Origin of the sequence: Bradyrhizobium tropiciagri (assembly GCF_018130505.1) — a bacterium.
GTDB classification, from domain to species: domain Bacteria; phylum Pseudomonadota; class Alphaproteobacteria; order Rhizobiales; family Xanthobacteraceae; genus Bradyrhizobium; species Bradyrhizobium tropiciagri_B.
The window spans coordinates 37,516-49,706 of record NZ_JAFCKH010000009.1; the positions used below are offsets into that span (position 1 = coordinate 37,516).

Genomic DNA, 12,191 nt, shown 5'->3' on the forward strand with positions numbered 1-12,191 from the left:
CTGTTCGTCTGGTCGCGCAGGTCCCGCGCGCTACCGGCAAATTGTTAAGTGCGTTCCGCCTTGATGATTTCGGTCATGGTCACGCCGAGCTTGTCTTCCACCAGCACCACTTCGCCGCGCGCCACCAGGCGGTTGTTGACATAGATGTCGATCGCCTCGCCGACGCGGCGGTCGAGCTCGAGCACCGTGCCCGGCCCGAGCTTCAGGAGGTCGCCGACATCCATCTTGGAGCGGCCGAGCACCGCCGAGACCTGCACCGGCACGTCGAATACGGCCTCCAGGTCGGCGGCGATGCGCGAGGCATTCTCGTCTTCGTTGTAGCCGATATCGTCGATCCCGGGCGCGTCGGCCGCGTTGAGATCGGGAAGCGGGACGTGTCCGTCGGTGTCGCTCATGGTTCAGTCCTCATTTCCCTCAGCCGGCCTGGTCGCGGGACGCCAGATAGCGCCCGACCAGCTCGTTGATCTTCGCTTCGATCGCGGCGCGCTCCAGCACGACGCCGCCATCGGCCCATTCGATCCGGCAGTCGCCGGTTGCAATCGTCGGCTCGGCCAGGATCACCAGCCGGCCCTCGAAGCCGCTCTGCGCCGCCATCCGCTCGATGCTCTGATGCGCCGCCTCGTAGAGCGCGTCGTTGATGCGGACCACCAGATGCGGCGTCGCCACCAGATGCGAGAAGCAGTCGCTGACCAGCGCGGTGACCTCGCCGAGCGGCTCGCGGGCAATCAATTCGGTGCAGAGCTTGCGGGCGACCGCGACCGCGACCTCGACCGCCTCGGTCTCCATCCGCGTCTCGATGCCGGCAAAGCGCGCCGCGATCCCCCTGATCGAGGTGCCGATCTCCTCCAGCGCCTGCGCGCCGCGGCGGTCGCTCTCGACTTTCGCCTCGCGCAGCGCGGCGTCGTAGCCGGCGCGGTAGGCTCTGGCTTCCGCGTCGGCGATCTTCTGCGCGACTTCGGCCGGGGTCGCGGCGCGCTCGCGCGTGCGGTCCGGCGCCGAGAAGTCCGTATCGAACATGAACTTTGCGGGCGCGGCCATCAGTACACCAATTCGTCGTCGGCGCGGTTCTTGGTCAGCGTGATCTCGCCGCGGGCCGCCATGTCCTTGGCGAGATTGACCAGCAGCGCCTGCGCCTCGTCGACGTCGCGCAGCCGCACCGGACCCATCGCGGCCATGTCGTCCATCAGCATCTTGCCGGCGCGGGAGGACATGTTGCCGAGGAAGAAGCTGCGCACCTCCTCGTTGGCGCTCTTCAGCGCCACGCCGAGCTTGTCCTTGTCGATGTTGCGCATCAGCGTCTGCGCCGAGGCGGCGTCGAGCTTGATCAGGTCGTCGAAGGTGAACATCAGCGCCTTGATGCGCTCGGCGGATTCGCGGTTCTCTTCTTCCAGCGAGGTGATGAAGCGGGTTTCGGTCTGGCGGTCGAAATTGTTGAAGATCTCGGCCATCACCTCATGGGCGTCGCGGCGGCGGGTCTGCGACAGATTGGACATGAACTCGGTGCGCAGCGTCTGCTCGACGCGCTCGATCACTTCCTTCTGCACCGCCTCCATCCGCAGCATGCGGCCGACCACGTCGAGCGCGATATCCTCGGGCAGGATCGCCAGCACGCGCGCGGCGTGCTCCGGCTTCAGCTTCGACAGCACCACGGCGATGGTCTGCGGGTACTCGTTCTTCAGATAGTTGGCGAGCACCTCTTCCTGCACGTTGGAGAGCTTCTCCCACATGTTGCGGCCAGCGGGGCCGCGGATCTCGTCCATGATGCCGGAGACGCGCTCGGCCGGCAGGTATTGCTGCAGCAGCCGTTCGGTGGCGTCGAAATTGCCCATCAGCGCGCCGGAGGCCGACATCCGCGAGACGAATTCGAGCATCAGGTCCTCGACCACCTCGGCCTCGACGGTGCCGAGCGTCGACATGTGGACCGACAGCTCGCGGACCTCGTCGTCGTCGAGCATCGACCAGATCTTGCCGCCATACTGCTCGCCGAGCGCCAGCATCAGGATCGCGGCGCGCTTCGGGCCGGGCAGCGGCTTGCCCTTGGGCCGGCCGTTCTGCCGGTTCGCCAGCGTCGACAGGACGGTGGCGATGTCGTTGGCGTTGGTGGTCTGCGGTACTGCGGCCATGTCAGCTCTCAGCAGGCTCGCTCAGCCATTGACGGACAATGGAGACGGTTTCGTTCGGATTGCGATCGGCGAGCTCGCCGACCCGGTGCACGGCCTGGGCATGGACCTGACCCTGGATCTGCGCGACGTCAATCAGCTGCGCCGCGCCGCTGCCGCTCGGGATCAGCGCCTGGCCGGTTGCCGCGGGCGCGCTTTCGGCACGCGCTTCGGCGAGGGCAGGGACGGCGGCGAGCGAGGGAATGGCGTCGGCGGCGACGATGCGCTTGACCAGCGGACGGACCACCATGAACAGCACGACGAGGCCGAGCATCATCATGACGCCGAGCTCGATGACGTACATCACGTCGTCCTTGGTGAATTGCAGCATGCCGAGCAGGCCGGCCGGCTCCGGCAGCGGCTGCGTCGCGGGCGGCTCGGCGAAGCGCAGATTGACCACCTCGACCTGGTCGCCGCGCTTCTGGTCGAAGCCGATCGCCGAGCGCACCAGCGCGGCGATGCGGTCGAGCTGCTCCTTGGGACGGTCCTGGTAGACCATCTCGCCCTTTTCGTTCTTGGCATAGGCGCCGTCGACCAGCACCGCGACCGAGATGCGGTTGACGCGGCCGGCCTCGGTCACCTCGGTCTTGGTGGTGCGGGAAATCTCGTAATTGTTGGTTTCCTCGCTCTTCTTGCTCTGGTCGCGGGCGCGGGCGGCGTTGTCCTGGTTCTGGTTGCCCGGCAGCTCGTTGTTGACGGTGACCTGGCCGCTATTGTCGGCGGTGAGGCTGGATTCCTCGCGGGTCTGGGTCGAGCGCAGCACGCGTCCCTCGGGGTCGAACTTGTCCGAGGTCTGGGTGATCTTGTTGTAGTCGAAGTCGGCCGAGAGCTGGACGCGGGCGCGGCCGGCGCCGACCACCGAGGAGACGATGTCCTCGACCTGCTTGCGCATCCGCTTCTCGAAGGCGGCGCGGCGCTCGTCGCCAACCGCGGCGTCGGCGTCGGACTGGGCGCCGTCGGCGAGCAATTGCCCGGCCTCGTCGACGATCGAGACGCGCTGCGGCTTCAGCCCGTTGACCGCGGAGGCGACGACGTGGCGGATGGCGCGGATCTGCTGCGGCTCCAGCGCGCCGCGCACCCGCAGCACGATCGAGGCCGACGGCTCCGGCGTCTCGCGCGAGAACAGCGGCTTCTCCGGCAGCACGAGGTGGACGCGCGCGGCCTGGACCCGGTCGATGGCGCGGATGGTGCGGGCGAGCTCGCCCTCCAGCGCGCGCAAATGGTTGATGTTCTGGACGAAGCTCGTGGTACCGAGCGCGTCCGACTTGTCGAAGATCTCGTAACCGACGCCTCCGCCCTTGGGCATGCCGCCCTCGGCGAGCTTCATCCTGAGCCGCGTCACCTTGTCCTTCGGCACCATGATGATGGCGCCGTCATTGCGCAGCTCGAACGGCATCGCCTGCCGCTCCAGCTCCTTGATGATGGCCGAGGAGTCCTCGGTCGACAGGTCGGTGAACAGAGTGGTCATCTGCGGCGTGGTGACGCGCATGATGACGAAGGCGAAAAAGCCGATCAGGGCGGCGGTGACCGCCACCATGGCCGCGAGTCGGGCCGCACCAAGACCTCTCAGGAAAGCAACCAGACTTTGCACCAACGGCCCCCAGCATGCGGCCCACTGCGGGTCCGACTGGGCAATTATTGCCTAGGGTATGGTTTCCATCTGGTTAACGACCATTAAGGACCGCGGCAAAAACGCGGACATGAAAAAAACCGGCTTCGCGAAACGCGGCCGGTTTTCGTCAAATGCTCGGTTTCGGCGAGATTTACTGCCGATATTGCTGGATGCGGGTGGTGCGCAGCCCGGCCAGACCATGCTGGTCGATCGAGAACTGCCAGGAAAGGAATTCATCGACGGTCAGCGTGTAGCGGCTGCAGGCTTCCTCGAGGGAGAGCAGACCGCCGCGAACCGCGGCGACGACTTCGGCCTTGCGCCGGATCACCCAGCGCTTGGTGCCGGGCGCCGGCAAATCAGCGATGGTCAACGGGCTGCCGTCAGGCCCGATGACGTACTTCACCCTCGGGCGATGGGGTTCTGTCATGGCGTACTCACAAACTCTCGACCACTGAACTCACAACGGTGAACCTACGCCCGGCGGCTTAAAATTTGGCTAAACCCAAGGCTTCAATACGATTCTCGTTGGAACAGCCGGGAACCGGGGTACCGGATGTCTCAGGTGAGGACATCTTTGCCACCTCGCGGGCTCAAATCGTCGGCCGCGCCGGGCCGCGCGACAGCGCGAGCAACGCGCTCGCCAGTTCCGCGGCGGCCTTGTCGGGCCGGCGCTTTTCGTAGATGGCAAATTCCAGGTCGGGCAGCGGCGGCAGGCCCTCTTCAGCGCCGAGCACGCGCAACCCTGCACTTACTGCGCTCAGCGGCAGCGGGGTGATGGCTAGGCCCGCGACGGCGGCGGCGCGCACGCCGGTCAGGCTCGGGCTGGTGTAGAGAATCTCCCAGCCGAGCTCGCTGTCGCGCAGCGCGGCGAGCGCGGCGTCGCGCGACACCGAGCGCTCGCGATACAATGCGAGGGGCAATGGCGCGCCGCGGACCAGATCGAACGTCTCGGCCGCCGCCCACACCAGCGGCTCGCGCCATACCAGCCGTCCCTTCGAGGTTCCGAGCGGCCGCTTGGCGAACACGAGGTCGAGCCGGCCGGCATCGAGCTGCTCGATCAGTTCGGCGCTGATGCCGATCTGCACCTCGAGCTTGACCCCGCGATGCAGCGCGGCGAAGCGGCCGAGCGCCGGCGGCAGCGAGCCGCCGGCGACTTCCTCGACCACGCCGAGCCGTACCGCACCCGACAGCCGCGGCGCCAGCAGCCGCTGCCGCGCCGCCTCCTCGAGCTGCAGCAGGCGGCGCGCATCGCCGAGCAGCATCTCGCCCTCGTCGGTCAGCGCGACGCTGCGCGTGGTGCGCGTAAACAGCGGCCGCCTGGTTTCGAGCTCCAGCCGCTTGATCTGCTGGCTGATGGTCGACTGGGTCAGATTGAGCTGCTCGGCCGCGCGATGGAAGCCGCCGCAATCGGCAACGGCGACGAAGGCGCGCAGGAGTTCCAGCTCGAGCATCTGATTAATCCATTTTCATGATCAATCATATTATAGAATATCGTTTCTATAATCAATTCGCCACGCCTACCTTCGCGTCAGATCACGACAGTGAAGCGAGGCGACCATGTTCGAGACCACCAAGCCCACCGACCGCGCGGCGCGACTGGCCCGCGCCCGCGCCATCAATGGCGTCAGCGGAAAAATCTGTCCGCCCGACCGCGCCACCGAGCTGCTCGAAGCGGTGATCGTCTCCGGCGACCGCGTCGTGCTCGAAGGCGACAACCAGAAGCAGGCCGATTTCCTCGCCGCGGCGCTGGCGAAGGTCGACCCGGCGCGCGTCCATGACCTGCACGTGGTGCAGTCGGTGCTGGCGCTGCCGGATCATCTGGCCGTGTTCGAACGCGGTATCGCCAACCGGCTCGACTTCTCGTTTGCCGGTCCGCAGAGCCGGCGCCTCGCCGAGCTGGTCGCCGCCAAGGCGCTCAAGGTCGGCGCCATCCACACCTATCTCGAGCTTTATGCGCGGATGCTGGTGGATCTGACGCCGCAGGTCGCACTCGTCGTCGCCGACAAGGCCGACCGCGACGGCAATCTCTATACCGGTCCCAACACCGAGGACACGCCCGTGATCGCCGAGGCCACCGCGTTCCGCGGCGGCGTGGTGGTGGCGCAGGTCAACGAGGTCGTCGACCGCCTGCCGCGCGTCGACATCCCCGGCGGCTGGGTCGATGTGGTGGTGCCTGGCCCGAAGCCCTACGCGATCGATCCGCTGTTCACGCGCGATCCCGCCAAGATCAGGAACGAGAACGTCCTGATGGCGATGATGGCGATCGCGGCGGTGTACGAGCCTTATCAGGTGACGCGGCTCAATCACGGCATCGGCTACGCGACTGCCGCGATCGAGCTGATCCTGCCGACCTTCGCGGCGCGCCGCGGGCTGAAGGGCAAGGTCGCGCGCAACTTCGTGCTCAATCCGCATCCGACGCTGATCCCCGCGATCGAGGCCGGCTTCATCGACAATGTCTATTGCTTCGGCTCCGAGCTCGGCATGGAGCGCTATGTCGCAAACCGCGCCAACGTGTTTCCGGTCGGCGCCGACGGCAATCTGCGCTCCAACCGCGCGCTGGCCCAGGTCGCCGGACAATATGCCTGCGATCTCTTCGTCGGCGGCACGCTGCAGATCGACCCGCAAGGCAACAGCTCCACGGCGACCAAGGACCGCATCACCGGCTTCGGCGGCGCGCCGAACATGGGCGCGGACGCGCGTGGCCGGCGTCATGACAGTCCAGCCTGGCTGCGCGCCGGCGAGGACGCCGGCGATCATCTGCGCGGCCGCAAGCTGGTGGTGCAGATGGTGCAGACCCGGCAGCCCAACGGCGCGCCGAGCTTCGTCGAGCGGCTCGACGCATTCGATCTCGCGGCCTCGGCGGGGTTCGCGCTGCCGCCGGTGATGGTCTATGGCGACGATGTCAGCCACGTCATCACCGAGCACGGTGTCTGCAACCTGTTGCGCTGCCACTCGCCGCAAGAGCGCGAGGCCGCGCTGCGCGCCGTCGCCGGCGACACCGATTTCGGCAAGCGGCAGAACGCCGACACGACCGAGACGCTGCGCCGCCGCGGCATCGTGATGCTGCCCTCCGATCTCGGCATCGACGTCGCGGCGGCCACCCGCGACTGGCTCGCCGCGAAATCGATCGGCGATCTCGTCACCGCATCCGGCGGCCTCTATGCGCCGCCCGCGAAATTCCGCACCTGAAGGAGGCTGCAATGACCAAGTCAGAGCACACAATGAGCAACCCACCGGCCTCGCTCGATTCCGCACGGCAACTCGCCGCGGCGCTGTTGTCGGAGCGCGGTGAAGCCTCCGGCGCGATGATCGCGCGCGAATTGAAGCACACGGTGCGCGCCCTCGATGCCGGCAGCCGGCACGGCTTCCAGAACTATCTCGCGACGTCGTTTCAGCCGGATACGACGAAGCTGCGCGAGGCGGCAACGCGCTATCTCGCCGACGGCACCGCGGCGGCCGCGGCCGCGCTGGCGCAGGCCGCCGATCCGCCGCGGCAGGAGGTGCTGCGTCGGATGAACATGGCGCCCGGCGGCACCGCGACGCTGGTGGCGATGCGCAGCGAGATCACCGGACGCCTTGCCGCCGAGCCGGAGCTGAAGCTGCTCGATGCCGATCTCAAGCATCTGTTCGTCTCGTGGTTCAACCGCGGCTTCCTCGAGCTGCGCCGCATCGATTGGGATTCGCCGGCCGCCGTGCTCGAGAAGCTGATCGCCTATGAGGCGGTGCACGAGATCAAGGGCTGGGACGATCTGCGCCGCCGCCTCGCGCCCGACCGGCGCTGCTTCGCCTTCTTCCATCCGGCGCTGCCCGGCGAGCCCTTGATCTTCGTCGAGGTCGCGCTGGTGGAGGGACTTGCCACCGCCGTTCCGCCGCTGCTGGTGCAGGACACCGATGAAGCCGCCGCGCGTGCCCGTGCCGCGCGCGCCGACACCGCGATCTTCTATTCGATCTCCAACTGCCAGGACGGGCTGCGGGGCGTGTCGTTCGGCAATTTCCTGATCAAGCAGGTGGTCGAGGAATTGCAGACGGAATTTCCGCAACTGAAGCGCTTCTCGACGCTGTCGCCGATCCCCGGCTTCCGGCGCTGGCTCGGCCAGCAGCCGGATCTCGGCGCCGATGACGCTGCGATGCTGCGACAGCTTGATGACGACAACTGGTGGCGCGACGCGACGACGCGCGACAAGGTGCGGCCGTTTCTGATGAAGCGGTGCGCGCAATATCTGACGCGCTCGCCGGCATCGGGACATCGGATCGATCCCGTGGCCCGCTTCCATCTCGGCAACGGCGCGCGGCTCGAGCGCATCAATTGGCTGGGCAACACCGCCGAGCGCGCGATCACGGAATCGTTCGGCATCATGGTCAATTATCTTTACGATCACGACAGCATCGAACGTAACCACGAGGTCTTCGCGCGCGAAGGAGAGATTGTCCGTTCACCGCAGGTGGACGCCCTGCTGTAACCAATCCAACCCAACTGCCAACCCTGACTGCACAATGATGGAGCAAATGTCATGATGATGAACAGACGCACTTTCGCATCCGCCCTGCTTGCCGGCGCCGCAGCTTCGCTGGTTTCCACGCGCAGCATGGCCGCCGCCACGCCGCCGGTGAAGGCACGCAATGTCGTGCTGGTGCACGGCTTGTTTGCCGACGGCTCCTGCTGGACCGAGGTCATTCCGCAACTGCAGGCGGCTGGGCTCAACGTGACATCGGTGCAGAATCCGCTGACCACGTTGCCCGAAGCCGTCGCGTCGGCGCAGCGCGTGCTCGACCGCCAGGATGGCCCGACGGTTCTGGTCGGGCATTCTTTCTCCGGCATGATCGTCACCGAGGCCGGCGTGCATCCGAAGGTGTCGGCGCTGGTCTATGTCGCCGCGCGCGCACCCGATGCGGGCGAGGACTACACCGCGCTGGCGAAGACCTATCCGACGCCGCCGGCGAGCGCCGGCATCGTGTTCGACGGTGACGAGGGACGGCTGACCGAGGAAGCGTTCCTGCGCGATTTCGCCGGCGACCTGCCGGAAGCCAGGGCGAAGGTGCTCTATGCCGTGCAACAGCCGTTCCACAAGGCGCTGCTGTCCGGCAAGACCACCCAGGCCGCCTGGCGCAGCAAGCCGAGCTTCTACGCCGTCTCGACCGAGGACCGCACCATCAATCCGGATCTGGAGCGCTTCATGGCCAAGCGCATGGGCGCCACGACGATCGAGGTCAAGGCGAGCCACCTTGCGCTGATCTCGCAGCCCGGCGCAATCGCCAAGCTGATCCTCGATGCCGCGGGCGTATCGGCGTGATCTTCGGCAGCGGGGCGGTTCATCAGGGCCGCCCCGCCACACGTGTTTGTGCGGCCGCGCGGCATATGCGTCAGCGCAGCGCGAGACCGGACAGCTTCGCCCTCCACAGCTAATCACGTGATCGAGCCGTGGTTCCTGGCCGGCGATTCCCAGCGCGTGTTCCTTGCAAGTCGTGTCCGCAGACGGATCGCGCCTGCCGTAAGGCATGATGATGCCCGATTTGGAACATCGCCGAACTTCGACGGTTTCCGGAAACGAACCGCATCAAGCGGTGAGGAGGAGAGGTCGATGAAGAAGTTGCTGATGATTTCCGTTGCCGCGCTCATGACGACGACCGGGGCATTCGCTCAGACCACGGTCACCACGACGGGCAGGGGCCTTACGGCCGCCGTGCAGATCGAGCCGCAGTATCGCACCCGCATCCACAGCTACGTCACCGAGCACAGGATTCGTCCCGTCGAGACGCGCGAGAGGATCGTCGTCGGATCGCCGGTGCCGCGCGACGTCGAGCTCGAAGCCGTGCCGACGGAGTGGGGCCCCTCGCTGACGCACTATCGCTACATTTATTCCGGCGAGCGCGTGATGCTGGTGGACCCTGAAAGCCGTATGGTTATTCAGGAAGTCGACTGACAACATGCGGCGGGCTGCCGGGCATGGCAGCCCGCCGCAAAGATCGCGGGCGAGGAGAGCCCGATTCACTTTGTCGATCGAGCTTCCGGATTCACTGTGTTATTCCGGAACCCGACCTCGCCTGCAGGTTCGCATTCTTTTCCCGGCTATTGCTGACCGAGATCGGACGACGCACCGCCGGCTGGCGTGATCGCTCCCGCCGTGGGCGTGTTGGTGCGGTTGTTGCCGAACGAAATCACGGTGCCGCCGGCGTTGTTGATCGAGGTCGTGCTGTGGGCGATGTCGTTGTTCGAAAGCCTGATGACACCCGCCGAGTTCAGCACGCCGGTTCCGTTGTTGGACATCGAATTGTTGTTCGCGACGAGGTTGGCGCCTTCGTTGCTTATTCCGGCCGTGGCGTTGTTCGAGAGATCCGAGTTCCTGATCGTGCCCTGGACATTCGGGCCGGCGGCAATGCCGAATCCGTTGTTCAGCGCGTGGAGGTTGTTGATCAGTATCTTGAGGGTGCCGCCGGACGGCGCGATGCCGAGGCCGGCGCCGGCATTGTTGCGGATGACCGTGTTGAGGATGCTGAGGGTGCCGCTCGCCGAGCGGGCATCGCGGATTCCCTGCTGTGCGAAGCCGAAGATCTTCACGTTTTCGATCCAGACGGCGTTGGCGGCGAGAATGTTGACGCCGCGAATACCTTGAGTGGAGGGGGGCGCGCCGTTGATGCTGATGTTGCGCAGCACGACGTTGATTCCGGCACCGTTGATGCTGACGCCGGTGGTCAAGGACGCGAGGATCGAGCCGAGGGTGCCCTCGCAATCGATGGTGATCGACTTGACGATGGTGACGGCACCGTAGCCGGCCGGATCGAGACAGTTGATCTCACCGCCGGTGGCGGTCTTGGAAATGGCGCCGGCAAAGGTCTTGCAGGGCGCCGTGCGGCTGCAGGGATTGAGGTCGTCGCCGACGCCGGAGACCCAGGTTCGCGTCGCCTGGGCATGGGCCGGAGCCGAAGCGAGCAGGGGAGTCAGAACCGCCAGAACAATCGCCAAAGAAAAATTGAATCGAAGCATAGTCCATCTCCTGTTTGTACACTCTCCTGGAAAAGTTCACGTGCCGGGTCGTTGCCCGGTCATCGGTGATTGGGCGTTGATGCAAGAACCTCGGGCGTCGGCCCGAGGTTCTTGGACTGCACGAATGCCTTGCCGGTTACTGCTGACCGAGGTCGGAGGAGGCACCGCCGGCCGGCGTGATTGCTCCCGCCGTGGGCGTGTTGGTGCGGTTGTTGCCGAACGAAATCACGGTGCCGCCGGCGTTGTTGATCGAGGTCGTGCTGTGGGCGATGTCGTTGTTCGAAAGCCTGATGACGCCCGCCGAGTTCAGCACGCCGGATCCGTTGTTGGACATCGAATTGTTGTTGGCGACGAGGTTGGCGCCTTCGTTGCTGATTCCGGCCGTGGTGTTGTTCGAGAGATCCGAGTTCCTGATCGTGCCCTGGACGTTCGGACCGGCTGCGATGCCGAATCCATTGTTCAGCGCGTGGAGGTTGTTGATCAGCATCTTGACCGTGCCGCCGGACGGCGCGACGCCGAGGCCGGCGCCGGTATTGTTGCGGATGGCCGTGTTGAGGATGCTGAGGGTGCCGCTCGCCGAACGGGCATCGCGGATGCCCTGCTGTGTGAAGCCGAAGATCTTCAGGTTCTCGATCCAGACGGCGTTGGCGGCAAGGATATTGACGCCGCGAATGCCATTGCCTGCACCGTTGATGCTGATGTTGCGCAGAACGACGTTGATCCCGGCGCCGTTGATGATGACGCCGTTGACCAGGGACGCGAGGATCGAGCCGAGGGTGCCTTCGCAGTCGATCGTGATCGACTTGACGATGGTGACGGCACCGTAGCCGGCCGGATCGAGACAATTGATCTCACCGCCGGCGGCGGTCTTGGAAATGGCCCCGGCAAAGGTCTTGCAAGGTGCCGTGCGGCTGCAGGGATTGACGTCGTCGCCGACGCCGGAGACCCAGGTTCGGGTCGCTTGTGCATGGGCGGGGGCCGATGCGAAGCAAGGAATCAAAACTGCCAGTGCAATCGTCAAACAAAAATTTCTGCGAAACATAGCCGTCTCCTGTTTAGTGCTCTCCATCTCCCGTGTTGAACGCCCACCCCAGTCAGCCATGTCTGCGAACGCAAGACAAATGGCATTTGCCGCCCACGGGCACCTGCGACAATTCGGCTCGGTCTCGGGCATGGAGGGGAATGCGAAGCTGCGCCCCGCACCCACCGTCGTCATCGCCCGGTTTAACCGGGCGATCCAGTACGCCGCGGCCTCTCGGTGCAATCACCACGCTCTCTGGAATACTGGATCACCCGGTCAAGCCGGGTGATGACACCGCGGAAGGTGTTTGGCAGTTGAAAGAAGCCGACCACGAAGAGCCGCGCCAAACACTCCGTGTCGTCGCTGCTTTCGCAGAGACGACGGCTGTCTGTGCCGCGCCTTGGTCGCGTCGCGCCG

General features: G+C 65.8%; 12 protein-coding genes. 4 read left to right on the plus strand and 8 right to left on the minus strand.

Annotated elements, in window-relative coordinates; all coding sequences use genetic code 11:
- Positions 1-44: 44 nt before the first annotated feature.
- From fliN to JQ633_RS22735, 6 genes are all read right to left on the minus strand, one after another.
- Positions 45-395 carry a flagellar motor switch protein FliN gene (gene fliN / locus JQ633_RS22710; RefSeq protein ID WP_211987309.1) on the minus strand — a complete coding sequence of 117 codons (351 nt, stop codon included), beginning with the start codon at positions 393-395 and terminating at the stop codon, positions 45-47.
- A gap of 19 nt (positions 396-414) precedes the next feature.
- Positions 415-1,038 carry a FliH/SctL family protein gene (fliH, locus tag JQ633_RS22715; protein WP_211987310.1) on the minus strand — a complete coding sequence of 208 codons (624 nt, stop codon included), beginning with the start codon at positions 1,036-1,038 and terminating at the stop codon, positions 415-417.
- Entirely contained in the window at positions 1,038-2,123 is a 1,086-nt protein-coding gene (fliG, locus tag JQ633_RS22720; protein WP_211987311.1) for a flagellar motor switch protein FliG, read from the minus strand. The genes fliH and fliG overlap by 1 nt, the downstream gene beginning before the upstream one ends.
- A gap of 1 nt (position 2,124) precedes the next feature.
- Entirely contained in the window at positions 2,125-3,750 is a 1,626-nt protein-coding gene (gene fliF / locus JQ633_RS22725; RefSeq protein ID WP_211987312.1) for a flagellar basal-body MS-ring/collar protein FliF, read from the minus strand.
- Between the two features lie 172 nt (positions 3,751-3,922).
- Positions 3,923-4,198 (minus strand): DUF1153 domain-containing protein, encoded by a 276-nt coding sequence (locus JQ633_RS22730; protein WP_002714638.1) that lies wholly within the window; start codon positions 4,196-4,198, stop codon positions 3,923-3,925.
- Positions 4,199-4,361: 163 nt separating this feature from the next.
- A complete protein-coding gene (locus JQ633_RS22735; RefSeq protein WP_211987313.1) occupies positions 4,362-5,222 on the minus strand; it encodes a LysR substrate-binding domain-containing protein in 861 nt (286 codons plus the stop codon).
- A 106-nt stretch (positions 5,223-5,328) separates the two neighbouring features.
- On the opposite strand from JQ633_RS22735, the gene mdcA reads away from it, so the two are divergent.
- From mdcA to JQ633_RS22755, 4 genes are all read left to right on the plus strand, one after another.
- Positions 5,329-6,960: a malonate decarboxylase subunit alpha gene (gene mdcA / locus JQ633_RS22740; RefSeq protein ID WP_211987314.1), complete on the plus strand. Its 1,632-nt coding sequence runs from the start codon at positions 5,329-5,331 to the stop codon at positions 6,958-6,960.
- 32 nt (positions 6,961-6,992) lie between these two features.
- Positions 6,993-8,231, plus strand: a complete 1,239-nt coding sequence (locus JQ633_RS22745; protein ID WP_249159567.1) for a malonyl-CoA decarboxylase — start codon at positions 6,993-6,995, stop codon at positions 8,229-8,231.
- Positions 8,232-8,282: 51 nt separating this feature from the next.
- Positions 8,283-9,062: an alpha/beta fold hydrolase gene (locus JQ633_RS22750; RefSeq protein WP_211987315.1), complete on the plus strand. Its 780-nt coding sequence runs from the start codon at positions 8,283-8,285 to the stop codon at positions 9,060-9,062.
- 288 nt (positions 9,063-9,350) lie between these two features.
- Positions 9,351-9,692 carry a DUF1236 domain-containing protein gene (locus JQ633_RS22755; protein ID WP_211987316.1) on the plus strand — a complete coding sequence of 114 codons (342 nt, stop codon included), beginning with the start codon at positions 9,351-9,353 and terminating at the stop codon, positions 9,690-9,692.
- 146 nt (positions 9,693-9,838) lie between these two features.
- On the opposite strand, the gene JQ633_RS22760 is transcribed toward JQ633_RS22755, so the two are convergent.
- Positions 9,839-10,753, minus strand: coding sequence for a right-handed parallel beta-helix repeat-containing protein (locus JQ633_RS22760; RefSeq protein ID WP_211987317.1), 915 nt, complete (start codon positions 10,751-10,753; stop codon positions 9,839-9,841).
- Positions 10,754-10,889: 136 nt separating this feature from the next.
- Positions 10,890-12,017, minus strand: coding sequence for a right-handed parallel beta-helix repeat-containing protein (locus JQ633_RS22765; RefSeq protein WP_211987318.1), 1,128 nt, complete (start codon positions 12,015-12,017; stop codon positions 10,890-10,892).
- Between the last annotated feature and the right edge of the window lie 174 nt (positions 12,018-12,191).